The organism is Flavobacterium sp. NRK1, from assembly GCF_024054175.1.
Taxonomy (GTDB): Bacteria; Bacteroidota; Bacteroidia; order Flavobacteriales; family Flavobacteriaceae; genus Flavobacterium.
On record NZ_JAMXLA010000001.1, the window covers coordinates 1 to 24,047 of the forward strand.

At 36.3% G+C, this 24,047-nt stretch carries 17 protein-coding genes and 1 pseudogene; 9 read left to right on the forward strand and 9 right to left on the reverse strand.

Translation table 11 applies throughout. The features are described from left to right. The 3 genes and pseudogenes from NHE85_RS00005 to NHE85_RS00015 all read right to left on the reverse strand — a co-directional run. Window positions 1-2,496, reverse strand: a pseudogene (locus NHE85_RS00005) (L-type lectin-domain containing protein); the annotation flags it as partial. 377 nt (window positions 2,497-2,873) lie between these two features. Continuing rightward, window positions 2,874-4,271 (reverse strand): di-heme oxidoredictase family protein, encoded by a 1,398-nt coding sequence (locus NHE85_RS00010; RefSeq protein ID WP_252808508.1) that lies wholly within the window; start codon window positions 4,269-4,271, stop codon window positions 2,874-2,876. Between the two features lie 75 nt (window positions 4,272-4,346). Beyond that, entirely contained in the window at window positions 4,347-5,534 is a 1,188-nt protein-coding gene (locus tag NHE85_RS00015) for an imelysin family protein (RefSeq protein WP_252808509.1), read from the reverse strand. Window positions 5,535-5,699: 165 nt separating this feature from the next. On the opposite strand from NHE85_RS00015, the gene NHE85_RS00020 reads away from it, so the two are divergent. From NHE85_RS00020 to NHE85_RS00035, 4 genes are all read left to right on the forward strand, one after another. Beyond that, window positions 5,700-6,800, forward strand: coding sequence for an imelysin family protein (locus NHE85_RS00020; protein ID WP_252808510.1), 1,101 nt, complete (start codon window positions 5,700-5,702; stop codon window positions 6,798-6,800). A 2-nt stretch (window positions 6,801-6,802) separates the two neighbouring features. After that, complete coding sequence (locus NHE85_RS00025; protein WP_252808511.1) at window positions 6,803-8,170, forward strand: HTTM domain-containing protein; 1,368 nt, start codon at window positions 6,803-6,805, stop codon at window positions 8,168-8,170. Continuing rightward, a complete protein-coding gene (locus NHE85_RS00030) occupies window positions 8,109-10,553 on the forward strand; it encodes a TonB-dependent receptor domain-containing protein (protein ID WP_252808512.1) in 2,445 nt (814 codons plus the stop codon). The genes NHE85_RS00025 and NHE85_RS00030 overlap by 62 nt, the downstream gene beginning before the upstream one ends. A 77-nt stretch (window positions 10,554-10,630) precedes the next feature. Further along, window positions 10,631-11,203, forward strand: coding sequence for a pentapeptide repeat-containing protein (locus NHE85_RS00035; protein WP_252808513.1), 573 nt, complete (start codon window positions 10,631-10,633; stop codon window positions 11,201-11,203). A gap of 149 nt (window positions 11,204-11,352) precedes the next feature. Here NHE85_RS00035 and NHE85_RS00040 read toward each other — a convergent pair whose 3' ends face one another. The 3 genes from NHE85_RS00040 to glyA all read right to left on the reverse strand — a co-directional run bounded on the left by NHE85_RS00040 (window position 11,353) and on the right by glyA (window position 16,807). After that, a complete protein-coding gene (locus tag NHE85_RS00040; RefSeq protein WP_252808515.1) occupies window positions 11,353-14,883 on the reverse strand; it encodes a BspA family leucine-rich repeat surface protein in 3,531 nt (1,176 codons plus the stop codon). An 81-nt stretch (window positions 14,884-14,964) separates the two neighbouring features. Then, window positions 14,965-15,408: a hypothetical protein gene (locus tag NHE85_RS00045; RefSeq protein WP_252808516.1), complete on the reverse strand. Its 444-nt coding sequence runs from the start codon at window positions 15,406-15,408 to the stop codon at window positions 14,965-14,967. A 124-nt stretch (window positions 15,409-15,532) separates the two neighbouring features. Continuing rightward, window positions 15,533-16,807: a serine hydroxymethyltransferase gene (glyA, locus tag NHE85_RS00050; protein ID WP_252813261.1), complete on the reverse strand. Its 1,275-nt coding sequence runs from the start codon at window positions 16,805-16,807 to the stop codon at window positions 15,533-15,535. A gap of 107 nt (window positions 16,808-16,914) precedes the next feature. On the opposite strand from glyA, the gene fahA reads away from it, so the two are divergent. Next, on the forward strand, window positions 16,915-18,201 hold the full coding sequence (gene fahA / locus NHE85_RS00055) for a fumarylacetoacetase (protein ID WP_252808517.1): 1,287 nt from the start codon (window positions 16,915-16,917) through the stop codon (window positions 18,199-18,201). A gap of 57 nt (window positions 18,202-18,258) precedes the next feature. Here the strand turns inward: fahA and ytxJ (NHE85_RS00060) are convergent, their stop codons facing one another. Both ytxJ (NHE85_RS00060) and ytxJ (NHE85_RS00065) read right to left on the reverse strand, forming a co-directional pair. Further along, window positions 18,259-18,651 (reverse strand): bacillithiol system redox-active protein YtxJ, encoded by a 393-nt coding sequence (gene ytxJ / locus NHE85_RS00060; protein ID WP_252808518.1) that lies wholly within the window; start codon window positions 18,649-18,651, stop codon window positions 18,259-18,261. 5 nt (window positions 18,652-18,656) lie between these two features. Next, a complete protein-coding gene (ytxJ, locus tag NHE85_RS00065; RefSeq protein ID WP_252808519.1) occupies window positions 18,657-19,049 on the reverse strand; it encodes a bacillithiol system redox-active protein YtxJ in 393 nt (130 codons plus the stop codon). A gap of 127 nt (window positions 19,050-19,176) precedes the next feature. Between ytxJ (NHE85_RS00065) and clpB the strand changes: the two genes are divergently transcribed. Beyond that, window positions 19,177-21,783, forward strand: coding sequence for an ATP-dependent chaperone ClpB (clpB, locus tag NHE85_RS00070; protein WP_252808520.1), 2,607 nt, complete (start codon window positions 19,177-19,179; stop codon window positions 21,781-21,783). Between the two features lie 75 nt (window positions 21,784-21,858). Here clpB and NHE85_RS00075 read toward each other — a convergent pair whose 3' ends face one another. Continuing rightward, complete coding sequence (locus NHE85_RS00075; protein ID WP_252808521.1) at window positions 21,859-22,101, reverse strand: intracellular growth attenuator family protein; 243 nt, start codon at window positions 22,099-22,101, stop codon at window positions 21,859-21,861. A 276-nt stretch (window positions 22,102-22,377) separates the two neighbouring features. On the opposite strand from NHE85_RS00075, the gene NHE85_RS00080 reads away from it, so the two are divergent. From NHE85_RS00080 to NHE85_RS00090, 3 genes are all read left to right on the forward strand, one after another. Then, on the forward strand, window positions 22,378-22,572 hold the full coding sequence (locus tag NHE85_RS00080; RefSeq protein ID WP_252808523.1) for a hypothetical protein: 195 nt from the start codon (window positions 22,378-22,380) through the stop codon (window positions 22,570-22,572). Continuing rightward, entirely contained in the window at window positions 22,562-23,518 is a 957-nt protein-coding gene (locus NHE85_RS00085) for an alpha/beta fold hydrolase (protein ID WP_252808525.1), read from the forward strand. Before NHE85_RS00080 ends, NHE85_RS00085 begins: the two co-directional genes overlap by 11 nt. A gap of 86 nt (window positions 23,519-23,604) precedes the next feature. Continuing rightward, window positions 23,605-24,039: a hypothetical protein gene (locus NHE85_RS00090; protein WP_252808528.1), complete on the forward strand. Its 435-nt coding sequence runs from the start codon at window positions 23,605-23,607 to the stop codon at window positions 24,037-24,039. Window positions 24,040-24,047: the final 8 nt, after the last annotated feature.

Sequence of the window (24,047 nt, forward strand, 5' to 3'; positions counted from 1 at the left end):
GCAGCCAAAAGTAGTGGCTATGCCAACCCAGATCTGCTGGGTGCCGGCTACGGTATTGCTAAAGGCCGTATCCGGGCTGATAGGAGCCTGACCTGCAAGGGCATCTTCTTTAGTTATGTAATAGGCAACGGTAAGGCTGGTGTCTCCCCCATTGGCTTCTGTGTTTTTTGTGGTAAGGTCAAATACCTGCACCCCGTCCGTATCGTCATCGCAAAGCACATAGTCGCTCAGTACCGGTACTGCAGGCCTTGGGTGTACGATAAGCTCAATAGGAACTACGCTGCGGCAGTTGGTTGTAGTGCCGCTCTGGATAACACTTGCATACACAGGGCTTACAAGGTTGTCATAGTTTGATGGGTTCTGGATCTCGTTTGTGCCGAACTCCGCACCCTCAGGGGTTTCATGGTAGGTGATCGTCAGGCCTGTCTGCCCGTTTAAGATCTCAGCTCCGGCAACTGTTAAATCAAAATACGTCTGCTCATCGGCATTGTCCGCGCAGCGCTCTAATGGCGCGGCAGGGGAAACTGCAGGGGCGTAATTGATGGTAACTACAAAGTCTGACTCATCCTCGCATACCGTAGTGGAATCCCCGCTTACAGCATAGATATAGATCGTCTGGGTAGCAGTTATTATATCGCCCGCAAAAAGCTGGATGCCTGTACCGCCAGGGCCGGTATAGTAGTTACCTTCGGAAAGGGCCGGAAGAGTATAAGAATCACAAACTTCAACATCTTCCATCTGCTGTGCCTGTGGACTATCAAAAATAGTTATATTGAAACTGGTTTCATCAGTACAAATATTAGGCACAGTGCCTGTTACTGCATAAACATAGATTGTCTGGCTTGTTGTAATTACAGTGCCTGCAGGAAGCATAGTACCAGTTCCACCGGCCGCTGTATAATAATTACCTGTTGTTGCAGGCTCAAGCGTATAAGAATCACAAGATGCTACATCATTATAAACTCCAACTTCTGGCTGAGGATTTATAACAAGTGTAAGCGGAGCAACATTATATACAGTTGAATCTGTAGCAGATGTATCATCAATTCTTACCCATATAACTTCATTAGTTCCTGGATATGATGAAGGATTTGCTATAGGGTTTGCAGGAGCTTCTGCATCAGCCTGATTATTGTAATACGTATATACATATTCTGCAGGTATAGGATCTGCAACAGTCATTTCATCTGTGTATGAAGTAAGATCGAAATTTTCAACCTCATCATAAGGAGCAGGCTCACAAACATATGCTGTATGTGGCTCCATATCAATGTTACATTCATTAATATGAAGAACAAATGTTTTTACTACATAACACGAAGTAGAAAAACCAACAGCTTTTGCATAAATTACTTCGCCATCATATCCTTCATACCCTACATTCTGATCATAATAAATCATAGGATATTCGTCATCAATTTCCTGTTGGCTATGATAATACTCAATATCATACTGATCGGGATCGGCGAGTGTTGCCTTCATAACTGCATCATTTTCATGAAGGTCGAAAAAAGAAGTCTGGGCAGGATCACCACATACTGTAAGATCATTAGGATCTGCCACATTAACCTGGTCTATTGTAGCTGTAAATTGACGTTCAAATGTTTGTCCGCAATTGTCAGTTACAGTAAGTGTATATGTAGTTGTTTCCGTAGGAGTAAAAACCGGATTAGGTAAAGTTGGATCACTCACTCCTGTGGTTGGTGACCATTGGTAGCTTGCTGCACTCACATATGTACCATCAATATCTGTAATACTGCCACCATTACATACAATCTGATCATAAAAACCGGAAGCAACAAAGGAAATATATTTAAAACAAACGGACTGTTCATTTGAAGATCCGCCTGTTGAACCAGTAAAACCAAAATATACAGTAGGATATCCTCCGAAAACAGAAATAATTATCTGATCTGAATAATTAATACGCTCAACACAATCAAAATATACTTTTAAAGTATGGGTACCGGCTCTCCAAGTTATTTTTACTTCATGCTGCTGATTATCTTTTATATTAGTAGAAGTTGATGAAGCCTGAACCGGGGAAACAAGGTTATGAGTAACACTACCTCCACTTTCTACACCAATATGATCATATGAAGGATCGCCCTGATTTGTATTACTATATGTATCAAACTCAATCGCCAATGACTGTCCCGGAATATTTTGATAACCAAGTCCCTCGCCAATATTACCTATTTCAGCAGTAGATGTAGACTTTAACACAAATGCAATACCGTCAGCCCCGTTAGGGTTTGCTCCAAAAAAAGCATTGAATACTATATCAAAATCTTCAGACAGATCAATAGCATTACCATACCATGCGGCTCCTGAATTAGATTGTGTATTTGTTGTAATTGTATAACAATTACCACCTGTGGAAACAGCACTTCCTATGTATGTAGGTGTAAGCTGTGCAAATCCTGCGAGGGGAAATAATACACAAAATAAAAAGACTTGAGATCTTGAATTAAACTTATTAAACAACTTTTTCATTATGAATATATTATCAGCTTTAAATAATAATTATTTATTCCGGAAAAAAAATAATCTTAAACTTTAAAATACCTCCTTTATAAGGAAAACTATATAAAAGTCCCCAAATCTAAAGATTTTTATTAAGATTTAAATCATGTAAAATTTAACATCATAAAAAAATATTAAAAAACTTTATAAAAACGTTTTACTATACTGTATTTATTAGCAATTTAAATTTAACATATAACAGCCTTGCACAGATTTACCCTCACAAAAATTATTAAATTTATATACAACTCCGGCAACGGCACATATTATTAAGAATATAATAAACTGTAACCTGCAATTCATAAAAAAAAGCAGCTATACAGCTGCTTTTAATTTTAAATATCTTTTTAAAGTGAATTCAAAAACTTAAGTACATCTTCCCTGTCTTTTGCAGAAAGTTTTTTAAACTTATTTTTAGAAGCCTGTGCCTCTCCTCCGTGCCAAAGTATAGCTTCTGTTAAATTTCGGGCTCTTCCATCATGAAGAAAATTGGTATGCTTATTTACTGTTTCAATTAATCCTATACCCCATAAGGGAGGTGTGCGCCATTCGTTACCGTTAGCAAGAAAATCTGTAGCATTATCTGCAAGCCCTTCCCCCATATCATGCAATAATAAATCTGTGTAAGGGCGTATTGTCTGATTGCGGAATCCTGAAATAAAATAACTATTCCCTGTTTCCATCTTTGGTTTGTGACAAGCAGCACATTTCATATCATTGAAAAGTTTTTTACCGTTAAGAACATCCTGATCTTTAAAATTACGTCTTATTGGTACTGAAAGTGATCTTGAATATAAAACAACCCTGTCAAAACTTTCATTTGTTATTTCAGGTGATCCACCGTTGGGATAAGATCCACAATCTACTCCGGGAGGACAGTGTTCATCTGGAAAAAGATAAGATGTTATTCCCATATCATTAGAAAATGCTCCTGCTACCTGCTGCTTAACATTAGGCTGATTTGCTTTCCATCCAAAGCGTCCCATTTTTTGAGAATTACTTTCAATATCATACACATAATTTGGCCTTCCGGAAATACCATCACCATCACTATCATTTTCATCGGCAAAAGCTAAAATAGTAGCTTCCGGAACTGCTTCCAGTAAACCTAAGCCTATTATCTGGCTTCCTATACGCGGTGATATCATTACATTTGATGCCAATGGCCCGTAACCAAGATTATTTACTGTATATACAGGCTTTTTTAATTCTACAGTAGTACCATCATCAAACGTTTCAGTAATTGTTTGATAAGTTATACTCATTTGTCCTTTTGCAGTAGGCCCCAAAATAACATTATCCTGAAGCTGCACCCCATAAACAGGATCTCCTAAAGCAGCACCATGAGCATCTGTACCAGGTACTGTTAATCTTAATAATAGTCCCCTACCCAGCTCACCATCAAACATTGGCGGCCTTCCGCGTCCGTCTTTAAAGTGACAACTTGCACATGCTACGGCATTATAATAAGGCCCCAACCCATCGCGTGCTTTAGTTGATGAAGGCGCAGAAACCCAACTCTGCCTGAAAAAAGAGTTACCCACACCAAAATCCGTAGCTTCTTCATTTGTAAGTCCGCTATATGCAAAACCAAACGCTTCTTCTGTAGCATTGTTTACGGTAGCAACACCACCTGAAAACTCCTCACCGTCTTCAGCAGTAAGTTTTACATAATCATCATCATTTTTGCTGCATCCTATACTTACAAAGGAAGCCAGCAAGAGTGTGGAGATAAGTTTTTTCATCTTTTAATTATAACCGAAAAAAGTGCCCTTGTAAAAAAGGCACTTTTAAATCTTATTTTTTTCTAAGCCGCAAAGTTACTCACCTGAAACCGTAATTCCAATTGATGAAGCTCCTGCAATTAAATTAGCGCTTAATTCATCACGTAAAACGTTTACAACAGCTTTAACTTTTGCTCCTTCAACAGATTCTGCTCCACCTGAAATAGCAAAATCAAAAGGTATAGCCATAGCAGCAATATCCGTTCTTGTTTTATTTATTGCAGTTTCTGTATCTGCAGCGAACTGAGGATTAGCCTGCTCAACAAGATCTGCAAGAGACGGGCCGCTTACAGAGCCATATTTACCTGTATAAACATTTGCAACACCTTCAAAATTTAATGCAACATCTCTGTGTGTATTATCGCTAAAACAAGAATGCTCATCTTCCTGATCTTTGTTTGTAAGCGCAACATCAATACGCTCAACAGCTAACTCTGCATAAGAAAGTGTTACTATTCCTAAATACATATTTTGTAACGCTGTATTAACAGGTAAAGCAAGAAAGATAGTTCTGTATTCTCCTCCAGTTTTCCACTGGTCTACAAGATATGCCAAATGATCAGTAAGTAAATCTGCAACAACATTAAGATAGTCACGTCTTCTGTCCTGATTCATAGCTGTACCACCATCAACATAATCTGTATATTCTCTGAGTCCTGCTTTTTTTTCAGAAGGCGCAGTTAAGTCCTGTCCCCAAAGTAAAAACTCAATAGCATGATAACCGGTACTAATATTTTTCTCTCCTCCATCTTCATTAAGACTGATTAAAAGATCTTTAGTTATATCCGGAAACGACACAGCATCATTAATGATACCTCCATTTAATACTGTACCGTTATTATCAACATAATCAATATAGTTTTCATCCAGAGGCCATGCGTTTATTAACCCTTCAGGTCCGTCTTCATCATCAATCGGCCCGTTTGCAAAACGGAATGCCTCTGTAGTACCGTAGCTCTCCCTGGCTTCTTTCCATTTTGTTTTTGCATCTGCAAAACCTTGCTCAGTTGGATTGGCAGTAAATGCGTTAATTGCTGTTTCAAGCTCTACAGCATCATCGTAAGCATCTTTATAATTTTGATAAACAATATCAGCGTAGTTTGCAACAACTTCAGCTTTAGAAACGTTATTAGTGTTTGTGTTTTTGTCATCATCGCTACTGCATGAAGCTATAATAAGTCCGGTAGTGGCAAGTAACGCAAGACCAAGGGTAAGTTTTTTCATGTTTAAAACACTTTTATTTAGATTGATTAAAAACAAGGCAAATGTAAAAACTTTTTTATCACTCCAACAAGAAAATACATCAATATTTTTTTTAAGATCAAAATTATTTAGAATAAATCCATTTAAGTAATCTGACTTTTATATTTTTGCACCAAATTTCAAGGCATGAAAAAAATAATAATTGCATTCTGCATTTTTGCTTTTGCTGTAGGGTGCTCTTCCAGCGACAATAACGAGACAGAAACCACTAAAGGGTACGACCGTACAGCTATACTTACTAACTGGGCAGATAATTTAATAATTCCTGCATATGAAAATTATCAGGCTAAAGTAACTACCCTTGCAAATGCCACCCATAGTTTTACAATTTCGCCGGATGAAACCGCACTCGCTTCATTAAGAGCAGCCTGGATGGACGCTTATATAGCTTATCAATATATTTCTATATACGATTTTGGAAAAGCTGCTGACCTTTACCTGAAACAAAGTGCCAACACCTACCCTACCGACGTTGCAGGTATAGAAGCAAATATTACAGCTGGTACTTATGATTTAAATTTACAGGCCCAGTTTAGCAAACAGGGTTTTCCTGCTATTGATTATTTAATTAACGGACAAGGAACAGATAATGAAACTATAGCCTATTTTTCAGGTGCTAATGCTGCAGCCTATTTAAATGCCATAGCCAGCCAGCTTAAAACAATTGCTGCTACTGTCACAAGCGACTGGAAAACAAATTATAGAGCACAATACCTTGCCAATAATGGTACATCGGTAACAAGCTCTGTAAATAAGACCACTAATAATTTTATTAAAAATCTGGAAAAAGATATTCGTACAGCCAAGCTAGGCATACCGGCAGGACTTTTTTCTAACGGAATTACTTATGCTGATAAGGTGGAAGCTTATTACAAGAATAATATTTCTAAAACTTTGCTAAATACAGCAATACAGGCAGAGGTAGATTTTTTTAATGGAAAAGCTTTCAACAGTAATTCAACAGGAGCAAGTCTTAAAAGTGCGCTTGATGCTGTAAATGCTGTAAGAGAGGGCAAAAAACTTAGTGATGTTATAAACACTCAGTTTACAACAGTTGCAACAACTAATAATGCTTTAAGTGATAGCTTCTCTCAGCAGGTCACAAACGATAACAGTAAAATGGTGACTTCATATAACACACTGCAACAAAATATAATTTACCTGAAGGTTGATATGATGCAGGCGTTAAATATGACAATTGATTATGTAGACGGCGACGGCGATTAATCATGGTTTCCAGCATAAAAGCATATTTAAATACCTATACAAATGCAGCTACACTTGCATTTTACCGAATAGCGTTTAGTTTAATGATGCTTTTAGGCCTTATACGATTTACTTTGAACGGCTGGATTGATAAATTTTACATTCAGCCGTCTTTTCATTTTACATATTATGGTTTTAGCTGGGTTAAACCCCCGGGCACATATACCTATCTTTTATTTATTATTTGTGGACTAGCTGCTATATTTATGGCTATAGGCTATAAATACAGATTGGCGGCAATAACCTTTTTTTTAAGCTTTACCTATATAGAATTAATGGATAAGACAACTTATCTTAACCATTACTACTTTATATCTGTTATAGCTTTTGTAATGATATTTCTTCCGGCAGGCAGTTATTTTTCCGTGGATGCTTATAAAAATCCCGACAGAAATTTTGGAAATATACCTCTCTGGACTATTGATATATTAAAATTTTTACTGGCTATAGTCTATTTTTATGCCGGGCTTGCAAAACTAAACTCAGACTGGTTAGTAAATGCAATGCCTTTAAAAATATGGCTTACAGCGCATACTGATTTACCCTTAGTGGGACCTTTAATGGTTAAAAGCTGGCTTCATTATACCTTTAGCTGGTTTGGTGCTGCTTATGATCTTTTTATAGTATTTCTACTTATAAATAAAAGAACACGGGCTATAGGTTTTATATTTGTAGTAGTGTTTCACCTGCTTACAGCCCTACTATTTCCAATAGGTATGTTTCCTTATATTATGATCGTTTCATCACTTATTTTCTTTAGTGGTTCATTTCATAAAAAATGCTTATTAGTATTAGCCAAAATAACACATTTACCTCAGTCAATACTAAACAGTACCAAAAGCTATATACCTCGTTATAAAACAACTTATAAACCAACATTGGTATTACTTTCTGCTTTTTTATTCATTCAGTTAGTACTTCCTTTTCGTTATTTGCTATATCCCGGAGAATTATTCTGGACAGAAGAAGGCTTCCGCTTTTCATGGAGGGTAATGCTAATGGAAAAAGCAGGTTACGCACAGTTTATAGTTACCGATGCAAAATCACATAAAAACATAATTGTAAACAACGAAGAATTTCTTACCCGCTTTCAGGAAAAACAAATGTCTTTTCAACCTGATTTTATTTTAGAATATGCCCATTTTTTACATGACCATTTTCAGGAAAAAGGCGTAACTAATCCCGAAGTAAGAGTACAATGCTATGTAGCCTTGAATGGCAGGCTTAGCAAACAATATATAGATCCAAAAATAAATTTAGCCGAACAAAATGAATCATTCAAAAGCAAAGACTGGATACTTCCCTTCCAAAATACAATTTGGGGTCTTTAGCATCCTGCTCCTGTTTAGTGTAACTGTAACTTTTGCACAAAACACTATTTCCGGTACAATAATTAATCCGGAGGGTAAGCCTTTGCCTAATGTTGAAATTTACAACAAAACATCTGGGCAGTCTTTTTCGGCAAATGCAAAAGGGGCTTTCAATCTTAAAGCTACAACACCACAAACGCTAGTATTTTATATTCAGGATTATGAAGTACTGGAGCAGACCATCTCACCTTCTGACACCCCTGTTACTATAACTCTTCAAAAAGTAATAGCTCTTGATGAAGTTCTTATTCAGAAAGAAAAGTTTTTTGCCCTTAACAAACTAAAAGATATTGACGGCACAACTATTAACGCAGGTCGGAAATCAGAAGTTATAAGTATAGAAAAGCTAACCGTAAATAAAGCTACAAACAATGCGCGCCAGGTTTATGCACAGGTAGTTGGCCTTACAATTAATGAAAACTCTGACGGCGGATTACAGTTGAGTATTGGCGGGCGTGGGCTTAACCCCAACAGAACTGCCAATTTTAATACCCGCCAGAACGGCTACGATATAAGCGCTGATGTTTTGGGATATCCTGAAAGTTATTATACTCCACCTGTAGAAGGTTTAGAAGAAATACAGGTAATAAGAGGTGCGGCTGCATTGCAATATGGCACCCAGTTTGGAGGTTTGGTAAACTTTAAAATGAAATCGCCGGCAGTAAAACCAATGGAAGTACTTTCCCGCACTACGGCAGGATCTTATAACCTTCTTACAAATTTTACCAGCCTTAGCGGTACAAAAGGTAAATTTAGTTATTATACTTATTTCAATTATAAGCAGGGTGACGGTTTCAGACCAAATTCTGCTTTCAATAGCCGTAATTTTTTTATAAATCTTAATTACCAGTTTACCGCTAAAACATCGGTACATTTTGATTATACCCTTTTTGATTATCTGGCACAGCAGCCGGGAGGATTAACTGACAAAGCTTTTCATGAAGATATGTTTCAAAGCAACAGAGCACGTAACTGGTTTGATGTAAACTGGAACCTCTTTGCTTTGCGCCTAAATCATAAATTTACAGAAAGAGCACGATTTTCACTCCAGCTATTTGGTCTGGATGCCAGCCGCCAGGCACTTGGATTGCTATCGAAAGCTGCGGGAACTCCTGATGATGGGGTTTCTGAAAGAAACCTGCTTAAAGGTGACTTTAAAAACTGGGGTGCAGAAGCACGTTTTTTACAACAATATACTCTGAAAGGGAATATAAGTGCATTTCTAATAGGGGCCAAATACTATCAGGCTCGTAATACCGCTGTGCAGGGAGCAGGAAGTTCAGGAAGTGGTGCTGATTTTAAATTTTATAATGATGAGTTTCCTAATTATCCTAACCAGTTAAACTACACCTACCCTAACCTTAATTTCGCTCTGTTTGCCGAAAATATGTTTAGGCTATCACCCTCATTTACCTTAACACCCGGAGTAAGAATTGAAAAAATACGTACAGAAGCTGAAGGATATACCCGAAAAACAAATGTTGATCAGGCAGGGAATATAATTTTAGATGAAATAATAAATGAAAATGTAGTTAAAGATCGTAACCTGATCCTGTTTGGCATAGGCGCAAGCTATAAACCCTCTGCCAGCATTGAATATTACGGCAATGTATCTCAAAACTACAGATCTATTACTTATAGTGATATTGCTGTATATAACCCTTCTCTTATTATAGATCCGAATATAACTGATGAAAAAGGTTTTACTTCTGACATTGGGGTAAGAGGTAAACTAAATAACAAACTTTCTTTTGACAGCAGTATTTTTGGCTTGTTATATAATGATAAAATTGGTGAATATTATGTGGCTCAAACTGACAAAAGAAACAGAACGAATATTGGTACTGCCATTACATACGGCTTTGAAACACTATTAGACTGGAATATTGGTAAAACCTTTTTTGAAAATAATGAATTTACATGGAATATATTTACAAATACAGCCATTACAGGTTCTAAGTATCTGAAATCAAAAATTAACAGTGTAGAAGGTAATGAAGTAGAGTTTGTTCCGCTACTTAACTTAAAAGCAGGCACAGGCTTTGGTTACAAAAGTTTTTTATGCAGTTTGCAAATAACACATTTATCGTCTCAGTTTAGTGAGGCTACAAATGATCCGGGATCAGAACTGGATGATACATCGGGTATTTACGGAAAAATACCTTCTTATTATGTGGCTGATTTTTCTGCATCCTACCAATGGAAAATGTTTAAGCTGGAAGCAGGTATCAATAACTTTACAAATAATTATTATTTTACACGCAGGGCTACCGGATACCCGGGGCCGGGTATTATACCATCAGATCCAAGAACATTTTATACCACTTTACAGTTTAAATTTTAAAATAATACTATTAAAAAACAGGCAGCCGGGTGGCTGCTTCTTTTTTTCCGATATTTGTCCCCTTATAAAACAAAAGCATGTCTGACAACTATATAATTGAACAAAATTTTAATGAAATTACATTTGGTATTGAAGATATAATATATAAGGATTTTGAGCGGTGTACATTTAATAACTGCGATTTTTCAGCCTGTAATTACACTGGTGTAGCATTTATAGATTGTACATTCATATCATGTAATTTCTATGAAGCAAAAATAAATTATGTAGCTTTTAGAGGTGCTCTGTTTACAGATTGCGATCTTAATGGTGTCAACTTTTCTATGTGCGACCCCTTACTGTTTGAGTTTGAATTTAAAGACTGTATTTTAGATTATGCTAAGTTTTATACCTTAAAAATTAAAGGAACAATATTCAGCAACTGCAGCCTTATAGCAGTCGATTTTATGAATACTGACCTTACCGGAGTAATTTTTGACAACTGTAACCTGCACAAAGCTGTATTTATTGATACTATTGCTAATAAGGCAGATTTTACCACCAGCTATAACTTTTCCATTGATCCTGAAAGAAATAAACTTAAAAGAGCTATATTTTCGGAAGTAGGGTTAAAAGGTCTGTTACTTAAATATGACTTAATTATAAAATAATTGTAGTTTTTATTAGGCTTTACAGTTTTAATAAAATACATTTGCAGCTCACTATTAACCATGTTACAACGGTTAGTAGTTTAAAGACCCAGGGGCTTCCACTCACGGGTCTTTTTTATTTTTACATTTTTTTATTTGAACAAATTGAATTACTCCCTGATAATGTATCTTGAAAACCTGAATTTATCAGAAGTTATAGTGAAAATATAAATTCCTGATTCAAAATTAGATATATCAACATTTTTCAAATTGTCAGAAATTGGTTCTTCCAATAGAGTTCTTCCATTTATATCCAGCACACTAATTTTAAGGTTCGCATAGCTTATTGCATCAGGAATATTTGCAAATACGAGAGATTTTGAAGGATTAGGATATATCTTGATATCTAAATAATCATAATTCTCCATACTAGCAGTATTGATATCAACATTAACTTCAGCCGAATACATATAACAGTTAACGCCATTACTAAGACGTACTCTATATTTATAACCATCGAAGCTTAATGGAAGCCCTGTAATACTCATTGTACCTGTTGTCGCTCCTGTGTAAGAAGGTGTTGTTCCTCCGTTGCTAATATCATCCCAATTTGTTCCATCTGTGGTAACCTGCCACTGGTATTGTTCTACATTTGAAGCGATGACCGATAACACTGTATCACTCCCCTCTATAACTGCAACATCTTCGGGTTGGTTGGTAATATTAATAGCTTCGGGTTCGTTAACAATAACACTTATATCATCTGTATTCCCAAAGCTATCTATTACTGTTACTACATAATTACCGGCAGCTAGGCCTGTCGCAGTAGCTTCTGAACCACCGGATGGTGACCAAGCATAAGTATAGCTTCCCGATCCACCTGTTACGCTTATTGTTACACTGCCATCGCTTGCCCCATTACAACTTACATCAGCTACTGTAGCTGAAATTTGGAGTGATTCTATATCTTCAACTATAGTGGTTGTAGTTGCATTAGTTATAATAGGCAGATTATAATCAAAATAAATGGAAGAAGCATTACCATTTATTACATCATCTATCTGTAGATTAGCAGCCGGTTTAATTTTGTAAGCAATAAAACCATGGCTTCCGGGTTCGTCAGCAGCTTCATTAGGTAGGTTGATATTATCAAAAGTAAATTCAACTTGATTGCCTTCTTTAATTTCTACTTTGCAATTATGGCTGGAGCTTACCATCTGGAATGTATTCCAGTCAAGGTTTTCACTAAGAACATCATTAATCTTAACTTTAATGGCACTGGCAGTACCGGTATTCTGGAACCTGATGATATAATCTAAATAATCATCTGTTTGACTTTCAAAAATTTCTTCCCCCTGTAAAACTCGTTTATCATTAGGATCAAAAGAATTAACAATCATCTGAGCCAAATTAAAAGTATTATCATCAGGTGTAAAATCGTCGTTATTTGGCGTAATAGTTGCCGTGAAATTGGAAATTTCGTTTCCATTTACAACAGGCGGTTCAAATAACTTTGTTTTTAAATCAATTATCGTCCTCTGAAATGGTTCCAGATTAGTAATTGTAAAGGTAAGCTCATTGGCAGTTGTTGTTGTAGGAGCCGGATTTGCACTAACAAATGTTTGTAATGCATCATCAAAACTTAAATTTACCGTTGCTGTAACAACATTTTGTGTTCCCATATTCTGAACAACGAGCTGATAATCTGTTTCAAAACCTGGGCGTGCCTCCGCTAGTGGCAGTAAGGTAATATTAAGATCATTTATTGTTTCATTAGCGGTAAAGCAGAAATTGAGGGTTTCAGTGTTTCCTGATCCTTCAATGGTAATTTCGGAAGTCGCAGGGGTAATGGTGTAGTAATTCGGCACATTAAGTAATCCTATTGTATATGTGCCTTCCAGAAGTCCCAGATTATAGTTTCCTTCATTGGTAGATGATGAATAAGAGAACGTACCACTATTAGCTGTAATTAAAAAATTACTAACTTTAATATCTTCGCTTGTACAGCCGTTATTATCCTGATCAAAGGTTAAATTGCCAGCCAAATAATTATTAGAACATTCTTCTCCTAAACTATCTCCCTGAATAGTCCATTGCATTTCGTTAACCAAATAATCCCGTACTGCGGTGTCACAGTACTTCAATCCTTCTGCACCTAACCATTTGCCTTCTATTCCCACTTCCACCAATTTATTTAGGAGTGAATCGTAATTATCGGTATCTAGGCCGCAATGGTCTAAGAAATTCTGAAAATTAAAATTTCCAAAATTCCATGTAGAAATATTCTGATTAAAAGCAGCAGCATTGTAGAACATACCATAAATTGCAGCTGTAGAAGATAAATTCCAATTATTCAGAGGCTGATTAAACGAGACTGCATCGGTAAACATATTAGACACATCATTAACTCCAGAAACATCCCAATCGTTTATGACTTGATTGAATGTGGCTGCTCCGGAAAACATATTTTGCATCGTATTTACACTATTAACATTCCACGATCCAATTTCTCCATTGAATACAACATTATATGCAAACATGTAGGCCATGTTTTTTACTTTGGAAACATCCCAGTTCCCTAGTGGTTGATTAAATGCTTCAGCGCCATAAAACATGGAGTTCATATTAGTAACACTTGAAACATCCCAGTTATTCAATGGCTGATTAAACGATTTTGTGTTATAAAACATCTCACGCATATTAGTAACATTTGCTACATTCCACTCATTTATAGGTTGATTAAACGAAACTGCATCCCTGAACATGTAGGACATGTCGGTAACATTAATACCCTCCCAATTATTAAGTGGCTGATTAAATGCATCGGTGGCATTAAACATACTCCCCATCCAAATTACAGCAGATACATTCCAGTTATTCAGGGGCTGATCAAAAGCAGAGGCCCAACTGAACATACTTTCCATACTTATGCAATTGGATACATCCCAGTTATTCAGTGACTGGTTGAAAGTATAAGCTGCGCGAAATAATCCTGACATATAAATTACATTAGATGTATTCCAGTTATTAAGTGGTTGATTAAATACACTCGCACCATTAAACATATTGGACATATTCGTAACACCTGATACATCCCAGTTATTAATTGGTTGATTAAATGCAACAGCATCATTAAACATATTGGACATATCGGTAACACCAGATACATCCCAGTTATTAAGAGGCTGGTTGAATGATGATGCCCCTTGAAACATGGCCCTCATTGTCGTTATATTTGAAACATCCCAATTATTTATAGGCTGATTTATTGCACTGGCACCCTTAAACATTTCTGTTAAGTTTGTTGTCTGGCTTAAGTCAGGTACATCGCTAGCATTTAGTGTTAAGTTAGAGCAATCCTCAAATGCACGATACATGTTGGTCCAAACAGTATCTCCCCATTGTTCTACCGTTTTTATGTTTCCTTTATCAGGTTGGGAAACAACTATCCTATTAAAATTACCTGATATTATAACAGTATATATACCTGGATTACTATAGATATGTGAGATAATTTGTGTTTGATCTGTTAATATAGTTCCATCTCCAAAATCAATAGTATAATTTGTGGTACTGTTGATTTCTAAAGGGGTATATAATTCCAAATCATCATCATTAAATTCCCATGTAGTAATAAAAGGTGCCTGTGCATTAGCAAATATTGACGAAAAAAGAAAAAATAAAAAGTAAAGTTTTTTCATAATATAGTTGGTTATATATATACAATATTAGTTATTTATATATAACAACTATTAAAAAGTCTATCTTTTCGTAAAAAAAATTTACTTATAAGCATTAATAACTATAACCTCATAAGTATTCTTTGAAAGAAGCAATTGAAGAACAGAACCGTCGTTTGCATTCCAGGCCAGATTTATTTTAGATTTATTTTTGAGTATAGAAGAATTTAAAATATCCTCATTTGCATTATTATTGTTATTAGAAACATCATTACTATTAATACTCCTGAAAATATCAGGTTTATCAAACGATAATCCGTTCTCAAACAACATGCCCTGTACCAATGTAGTAGCTGCACTTATTCCGTTTGGTGTTTGCGGGAACACCATAGTTACATTGTTAGATTTTCCCAGCCTTAACCACTGTCCTGTTACGGGAGCAGAAGCATTATAGTTACCCTTAACATCTAATCCGGTTGCCCCGAAAGTCTGGGCATTACAAAATACTCCTGCCAGCAATAATACTATCATATAAATATTTTTCATAATTAATGGTTTTTAGGTGAATCCTAAAATTAAAAAAAGCATATCCGCATTAAAAGCTTTTTAACAAAACAAAAAATCCCTTCCGCATAAACGAAAGGGATTTGAATATGTTTAAAAATAAATGTTAGAACACAAATATCGGTCTTTCACTCATCATTTCATTAACCTCATCAGCAACCTGTTCAAGAACCTCTTCATTGGTATGGTTCATTATAACACGGTCAATCATATCAACTATAGTTTCCATATCAGCTTCTACAAGACCGCGTGTTGTAATTGCAGCAGTACCTACACGGATACCTGAAGTTACAAACGGTGATTTATCATCAAACGGAACCATATTCTTGTTAACTGTAATTTCAGCTTTTACAAGAGCATTTTCTGCTTCTTTTCCGGAAATATTTTTATTTCTAAGGTCAATTAGCATCATATGGTTGTCTGTACCTCCGGAAATAATATCATAGCCGCGTTTTACAAAAGCGTCAGACATAGCCTGTGCGTTTTTACGGATCTGCATAGCATAGGTAAAGAATTCATCAGATAAAGCTTCTCCGAAAGCGACAGCTTTAGCTGCAATGATATGCTCTAACGGGCCACCCTGATTACCAGGAAAAACAGCTCCATCAAGAATAGACGACATCATTCTTGTTTCGCCTTTTGGGGTTTTAAGCCCAAACGGATTTTCAAAATCTTTACCCATAAGGATAAGACCGCCTCTTGGCCCTCTAAGGGTTTTATGTGTAGTTGTAGTAACAACATGGCAGTGAGGAATTGGATCATTCATAAGCCCCTTAGCTATAAGCCCAGCAGGGTGAGAGATATCAGCAAAAAGGAAAGCACCTACACTGTCAGCAATTTTTCTGAAACGCTCAAAATCCATATCACGGGAATAAGCTGAAGCACCGGCAATAATAAGCTTTGGCTGCTCTTTAGTAGCTATTTCCTGAATTTTATCATAATCTAAACGCCCGGTTTCTTTTTCAACACCATAAAATACAGGAACATATAATCTTCCTGAAAAGTTTACAGGAGAACCATGTGTCAAGTGCCCGCCATGAGAAAGGTCAAAACCTAAAATTTTATCACCCGGCTTAAGGAAAGCATGAAAAACAGAAGCATTAGCCTGAGAGCCTGAGTGTGGCTGTACGTTAGCATATTCAGCACCAAAAAGTGCTTTTGCCCTGTCTATGGCAATTTGTTCTATCACATCAACTACTTCACATCCTCCGTAGTACCTTCTGCCAGGGTATCCCTCAGCATATTTGTTAGTAAGCACAGAACCTGCAGCTTCCATAACCTGGTCGCTCACAAAGTTTTCTGATGCAATAAGTTCCAAACCGTGAATTTGCCTGTCTTGTTCCTCAAGAATAAGGTCGAAAATTTGTTCGTCGCGTTGCATTTTATAATTTTTCGTTAATTTGCCGTCAAAAGTACGAAAAACGTTTGGCATAACGAATGACTAAACTATATTTGACGATTCAAAACAATAAAAAAACACAACAAAATATGCCTATTACAGCAAATGATCCTTCAAGAAAATCCTGGCTTAATGTAGAGAAAGACAGTGATTTCCCTATACAAAATATTCCTTTTGGCGTTTTTATAACCAAAGATGATGTTGTTACTATAGGAACAAGAATTGGCGACTATGCCATAGATCTTGGTGCTCTTCAGCAGTTAAATTACTTTGAAGGCATAGAACTTACTGATGATATGTTTATGCAGGATACCCTGAATGACTTTATATCTGATGGTAAAAAAACATGGCGGCTGGTACGTAACCGCATAGCTGAACTTTTTGATGCAGATAACTCTAAGCTAAGAGATAATGAAGCACATAAAGCTATTGTTATTTTTAATATTGATGATGTTGAAATGCAGCTTCCTGTTCTTATTGGCGATTATACCGACTTCTACTCAAGCCGTGAGCACGCTACTAATGTAGGGATTATGTTCCGCGATCCGGAAAATGCTTTGCTGCCTAACTGGCTTCACCTGCCTGTAGGTTATCACGGAAGATCATCTACAATTGTGCCATCAGGAATTCCTGTACACCGCCCAATGGGACAAACATTGCCAAATGGTGAAACACAGCCTGTTTTTGGCCCTTCTAAACTGGTAGATTTTGAGCTTGAAATGGCTTTTATTACTACGGATGCTAATATAATGGGTGAATCTATTGCAGTGGAAGATGCAGAAGAACATATATTCGGAATGGTATTATTTAATGACTGGAGCGCGCGCGATATACAAAAATGGGAATATGTACCGCTAGGCCCATTCCTTGCTAAAAACTTTGCTTCATCCGTATCTCCGTGGATCGTAACTATGGATGCGCTTGAACCTTTCCGTACTGAAGGGCCATCACAAAATGACCCCCAGCCACTTGAATACCTTAGACAGGAAGGCGCTCATGCATTTGATATTAAACTACAGGTAGCTATTGAGCCGGAAGGTGCAGAAGAAACTGTAGTTTCTAACTCAAACTTTAAATACATGTACTGGAGCATGGCACAGCAACTTGCACACCATACTGTAAATGGCTGCCGTGTAAACAGTGGCGACCTTATGGGAAGCGGAACAATATCGGGCCCTACTTCTGACAGTTTCGGCTCTATGCTTGAACTAAGCTGGGGTGGTAAAAACCCTATAAAAATGAAGGATGGCAGCGAGCGTAAATTTATTAATGATAACGACACTGTTATTATGAGAGGTTACTGTCAGAATGATGATGTAAGAATTGGATTTGGTGAGGTATGCAGTAAACTTCTGCCGCCTTTCACTAAGAAATAATATAAAAATTAAACGCCCCGATTGGGGCGTTTAATTTTTATAACAGATTTGGTTAGCTTAGATAAAAACCAAAATATCTTTCACGAGAATATCTCCATGTGATGCAGAATAAACAGCCCTCCCCTTTTTAATAACAATTATTTGTGGAGACTGATGTATAACCTCAAAGCGCAATGCAATTTCGTTTGATACTTCCCTGTCTGCTATAACATCAAGAAAATAAGGCTTAGCACTATCAGCGTTTAAATTATAATCCTGCTCAAATCTTTTTAGCATAGCACTGCTCATATCGCAACGGGTGCTGTGTTTAAATACTATTATAGTAATAAGTTCTGATTCCTGAATGATTTCGTCCAATTCATTTAAACTGGTCAGATCATTCCATGCTGTTACTTCTACCGAATGGTTTTTGCTATCCTTATCAGAAGAAAATTTTCCTTTAATACTCATTAATATTAAAGTTTATATTTTACATCTTCTGCATCAATATCGCTATGCGATGCATTATAAACAGCTTTTCCTTCTTTAATAATTATTAATTGAGGTGATTGATGCTGAACGTTAAAACGTTCGGCTATTTCATTAGAAATATCCCTGTGCTCTAAAAGGTCAAGAAAGTAAGGTTTAGCACTTTCAACTTCAATGCTATACTCCCGTTCAAAGTTTTTTAGTGCCATGCGGCTTATGCTGCAACGGGTGCTGTGCTTAAAAATAATAACAGGCATTTTAAAAGATTCTTCAGCAATTGTATCCAATTGTTTTAGTTCTGTTAAATTATTCCAATCTATACCTGAAGATGAATTATCTTTATTGTTAGAATCGCCAAAAAGGTTACCAAATATACTCATAATGACACTTTTAAGACATATTGTCTGCTAAATTATTAAGAAACCAATCAAAATCAGACAATTAGTCAGATTTTTCATATTGGACTGTAAATTGAAATACACTTATCAAAATTAAAAAAATTAATATATGAACTTTGCCAATTTTACTATAAAATCTCAGGAAGCCATACAAAGGGCACAGCAGATTGCCCAAAGTTATGGACACCAGCAGATTGAAAATGAACATATAGTCAAAGCTATTTTAGAAGTAGATGAAAATGTAACACCCTTTCTTTTAAAAAAGCTTAATGTAAACCTTCCGCTTTTCCAGCAAATACTGGATAGCACATTACAAAGCTTTCCTAAAGTATCTGGCGGTGAAATGGGCCTTTCACGAGACGCATCAACAGCGTTAAATGAAGCCTCTAATATTGCCAGAAAAATGAACGATGAATTTGTTTCTATCGAACACTTATTGCTTGCTATTTTTGCATCAAAAAGTAAGGTTGCCCAGATATTAAAAGATCAGGGAGTTACAGAGAAAGCATTGAAATCTGCTATTGATGAACTTCGCAAAGGTGAAAGGGTAACATCTGCAAGTGCAGAGGAAACTTATAATTCACTTAATAAATATGCTAAAAATCTTAACCAGCTTGCTAACGACGGAAAACTTGACCCTGTTATAGGCCGTGACGAAGAAATACGCCGTGTGCTGCAAATACTATCCCGCCGAACTAAAAACAACCCTATGCTTGTGGGTGAGCCCGGAGTTGGTAAAACAGCTATAGCCGAAGGTTTAGCACACCGTATTATTCAGGGTGATGTTCCTGAAAACCTAAAAAATAAAGTAGTTTATTCTTTAGATATGGGTGCTCTTATTGCAGGTGCCAAATATAAAGGTGAATTTGAAGAACGGCTAAAATCTGTAGTAAAAGAAGTTACCTCAGCCGAAGGAGACATTGTACTCTTTATAGACGAAATTCACACCCTTGTTGGTGCAGGTGGCGGAGAAGGTGCTATGGATGCTGCAAACATACTTAAACCTGCCCTTGCACTTGGCGAACTTCGTGCCATAGGAGCAACCACCCTTGACGAGTATCAAAAGTATTTTGAGAAAGACAAAGCATTAGAGCGTCGTTTCCAAAAAGTGATGGTAGATGAACCTGATACCGAAAGTGCGATATCTATACTTCGTGGTATTAAAGAGAAGTACGAAACCCACCATCAGGTACGTATTAAAGATGAAGCCATTATTGCTGCAGTAGAATTATCTCAGCGCTATATTACAAATCGTTTCCTTCCGGATAAAGCGATTGACCTTATGGATGAGGCGGCATCTAAACTGCGTATGGAGATTAACTCCAAACCCGAAGAGCTTGACGTACTTGACAGAAAGATCATGCAGCTTGAAATTGAAATTGAAGCCATAAAACGAGAAAATGATGAAAGTAAGTTAAAATCACTTGGCCTTGATCTCGCCAATCTCAAAGAAGAGCGTAACGAAATATATGCACGCTGGAAAACTGAAAAAGATGTTGTAGATAATATCCAGGCAGCTAAAACAGAAATTGAAAACTATAAACTTGAAGCCGAACGTGCCGAACGCGAAGGAAATTATGGTAAAGTAGCTGAACTTCGATACGGTAAAATTAAAGATTCTGAAGAAAAGCTTAGCCAGATGGAACAACAGCTTGCCGAAAATCAAAATGGCCATAGCCTGATCAAAGAAGAAGTTACCCGCGAAGATATTGCCGAGGTTGTAGCAAAATGGACAGGAATACCAGTTACAAAAATGCTGCAGGGAGAACGTGAAAAACTACTTAACCTTGAAGATGAATTACACAAACGTGTTGTGGGTCAGGAAGAAGCTATAGAAGCTGTAAGTGATGCTGTTAGAAGAAGCCGTGCCGGATTACAGGATCAAAAGAAACCAATTGGTTCATTCCTTTTCTTAGGTACTACCGGTGTAGGTAAAACAGAGCTTGCAAAGGCCCTTGCCTCCTATTTGTTTGATGATGAAAATGCCATGACACGTATTGACATGAGCGAGTATCAGGAACGCCATAGTGTGAGTCGCCTGGTAGGAGCGCCTCCGGGATATGTGGGATATGATGAAGGCGGACAGCTTACAGAAGCCGTAAGGAGAAAACCTTACTCTGTAGTGCTTTTAGATGAGATAGAGAAAGCCCACCCGGATACATTTAATATTTTATTACAGGTATTGGATGAAGGCAGGCTTACAGACAACAAAGGCCGAGTGGCTGATTTTAAAAACACAATTATAATTATGACCTCAAATATGGGCAGTGCTATAATTCAGGAAAAATTTGAAAACCTGAAAGGTAATACAGAAGCCGCTATTGAGGCTGCCAAAACTGAAGTGCTGGGGTTACTGAAACAAACTGTGCGTCCGGAATTTATAAACCGTATAGATGATATTGTAATGTTTACACCTTTAAGCTCTGAAAATATTAAAGAGATTGTAGGTCTTCAGATAAAATCGGTTACCAAACTGCTTGCACAGCAAAATATAACGCTGGATGCTACGCCGGAAGCTATAGAATACCTTTCTAAAAAAGGCTACGATCCGGATTTTGGAGCAAGACCTGTAAAACGTGTAATTCAAAAAGAGGTAATGAATGAATTGTCTAAACAAATACTTTCGGGCAAAGTAACCACAGACAGCATTATACTTCTGGATAGCTTTGATGGTAATCTGGTTTTCAGAAATCAAAGTGATCTTGTAAATCAATAATTTCAGGAATTTTTATAAATATAAAAACCCACGCAAAAGCGTGGGTTTTTATTTAGCCCCTCAGATATTATATTTTTAACGAGCACTTTTATACTCATAATACTGTCTTATGGTCATAACATCTTTGGTAAGATGCCTGCGCTTTCTCGATACAAAAAAACCTACAATAGCAACTACTAAACAGGATAGTAGCAAAAAGAATAGTGTATTGATAAGATAATCGCTAAAAGTTATATTATCAAAATTAAAATCGTTTATGATAAGATAGCCAAAAACAAACAAAGCTATCAGCAAAAGTAAATAGTATAGTGGCTTCATAAATTGCAAGGTGTTTAAATTAATCTTCTCTCAAACAACACTGCAATTTCATAATTTAAATCATTACGTTATAGAACTTTATGACTATATAACTTTTGTTTAAGAATAATTTTGTAGCTATTATTTTATAGGATTTTTACAATCTCCTTAAATCATTGATACTTTCATAAAGCAAAAGTCATATAATTATATTTCATGTTAATATTTATCTAAACACTCTGCATAATATCTAATTTATAGTCAAATTTGTATAACTATTACTAAAAAAATACAGATATGAACTTAAAAAGAGTTTTTGGAGCTATACTAACCATTTTGGGTATTGTAAGCCTGATTTATGCCGCTTATATATTTGCAAATACTTCTACCGGTGAGCAAAATATCAAGACCACCGCAATATATGGAGTACTTGGGCTAATATTTTTTATTTCAGGAATAGGACTTATAAAAAGAACTAAAGATGAAGCTTAATATTAGGAGAAGCATATTACTCATTCTTTTACCTTTTCTATTGATAGCCTGTGGTTCAGCAAAGCAAAAAAGCAATAGTGATCTTTTTAAAAACAGAAGTGAGGAACTAAAATATATAGCTGCTTATAATAAAAGCCTGAAACTATGGCCTGTGCCCTATATAGAGAAAGATATTGAAACCAGTTTAGGAAAAGCTCATATTATTATTAGCGGCCCTGAAAACGGCGAACCCTTAGTATTGCTTCATGGTATGGATGCCTCTTCTACTATGTGGTATCCTAATATAAAATCATACAGCAAAAACTACAGGGTATATGCCATAGACTATATTATGGAAGCTGGCAAGTCTGTTCTTAAAGAAAATCAAGGCCTCAGCGATGAAGAAATTGTACAATGGTACAATGAAATTTTTGATGGTCTTAAAATAAACCATATTAATCTGTTAGGGACATCCCGCGGAGGGTGGCTTGCAACACTGTATACCATACACCATAAAGAAAGGGTAAAAAAATTATTACTACTGGCACCGGTACAGACCTTTAGGAATATAAGTATGAATACTGACCTTATAAATGCAGCCAACTTTAAAATTGCACCTAATCATAAGCGCTTAAAGAAACTGATAAACGATTTTTCTTTATATCCGGAAAAAATAGATCCTGCTGTTAAAAATCAAATCTATTTAGGCAATAAATACAGTAAAACCAAATTAGACTTTTTTTCTATGGTTCCGTTTAGTGATGAAGATTTAAAAAGTTTAACACTGCCGGTTTTGGTACTTGTCGGTGATCATGATATTTTAAATCCTATAGAAATTGTAGCTATTGCGGCAGAAAAAATTCCCGGCTCCCAAGGCGCAGTAATTGAAGCAGCAGGCCATTTTTTAACCATAGACCGGACTGAAGAAGTAGATAAAAGAGTAATTGATTTTCTAAAAGGCAAATAATATCAATAACTAAAGGGTTGTTAATTAACTCAATATTGGGTACGTGATTTTGTAATTTTAAGGTACAAACTAAAAAATTACAAGCTATGAAGTCACTTATTACAAAAAACAATATTAGAATAGATGCAACTGTTACAAGGGTTTGGGAAGTGCTTACTACACCCGAATATATAAGAAAATGGGATAAATTACCTGAAGATTTTGGTGATTATGAAATACACCCTGCTACAGTTATAGAATGGCCGGGAATGGCAAAACTAAGCGTAGTAGAATTTGAAATTAATAAAAAACTACGCTATTCACTATATGTGCCTACCTGGAATGATGAAAATATATCTAACATAGGCTACACATATTCGCTTACCGTAGATGAGAACGGATATACCTGGCTGGGTATAGAAATAGGGGATTTTGCAATACTTACTGAAGGTGATAAATATTACGATGAAAGTAATAACTTTGGTGAGACAGCTTCGCAAAAAATCAAAGCTCTCGCTGAAAAGAAACAAATAGCACTCTAAATAACTAT

Bases quoted from the DNA above. Each gene is read 5' to 3' on its own strand.
- NHE85_RS00075 (WP_252808521.1), bottom strand. From the start codon at position 22,101: ATGAAGCCACTATACTATTTACTTTTGCTGATAGCTTTGTTTGTTTTT.
- ytxJ (WP_252808518.1), bottom strand. From the start codon at position 18,651: ATGAGTATTAAAGGAAAATTTTCTTCTGATAAGGATAGCAAAAACCAT.
- NHE85_RS00025 (WP_252808511.1), top strand. From the start codon at position 6,803: ATGGTTTCCAGCATAAAAGCATATTTAAATACCTATACAAATGCAGCT.
- ytxJ (WP_252808519.1), bottom strand. From the start codon at position 19,049: ATGAGTATATTTGGTAACCTTTTTGGCGATTCTAACAATAAAGATAAT.
- NHE85_RS00085 (WP_252808525.1), top strand. From the start codon at position 22,562: ATGAAGCTTAATATTAGGAGAAGCATATTACTCATTCTTTTACCTTTT.
- glyA (WP_252813261.1), bottom strand. From the start codon at position 16,807: ATGCAACGCGACGAACAAATTTTCGACCTTATTCTTGAGGAACAAGAC.
- fahA (WP_252808517.1), top strand. From the start codon at position 16,915: ATGCCTATTACAGCAAATGATCCTTCAAGAAAATCCTGGCTTAATGTA.
- NHE85_RS00080 (WP_252808523.1), top strand. From the start codon at position 22,378: ATGAACTTAAAAAGAGTTTTTGGAGCTATACTAACCATTTTGGGTATT.
- NHE85_RS00090 (WP_252808528.1), top strand. From the start codon at position 23,605: ATGAAGTCACTTATTACAAAAAACAATATTAGAATAGATGCAACTGTT.
- NHE85_RS00040 (WP_252808515.1), bottom strand. From the start codon at position 14,883: ATGAAAAAACTTTACTTTTTATTTTTTCTTTTTTCGTCAATATTTGCT.
- NHE85_RS00015 (WP_252808509.1), bottom strand. From the start codon at position 5,534: ATGAAAAAACTTACCCTTGGTCTTGCGTTACTTGCCACTACCGGACTT.
- NHE85_RS00010 (WP_252808508.1), bottom strand. From the start codon at position 4,271: ATGAAAAAACTTATCTCCACACTCTTGCTGGCTTCCTTTGTAAGTATA.
- NHE85_RS00045 (WP_252808516.1), bottom strand. From the start codon at position 15,408: ATGAAAAATATTTATATGATAGTATTATTGCTGGCAGGAGTATTTTGT.
- NHE85_RS00030 (WP_252808512.1), top strand. From the start codon at position 8,109: ATGAATCATTCAAAAGCAAAGACTGGATACTTCCCTTCCAAAATACAA.
- NHE85_RS00035 (WP_252808513.1), top strand. From the start codon at position 10,631: ATGTCTGACAACTATATAATTGAACAAAATTTTAATGAAATTACATTT.
- NHE85_RS00020 (WP_252808510.1), top strand. From the start codon at position 5,700: ATGAAAAAAATAATAATTGCATTCTGCATTTTTGCTTTTGCTGTAGGG.
- clpB (WP_252808520.1), top strand. From the start codon at position 19,177: ATGAACTTTGCCAATTTTACTATAAAATCTCAGGAAGCCATACAAAGG.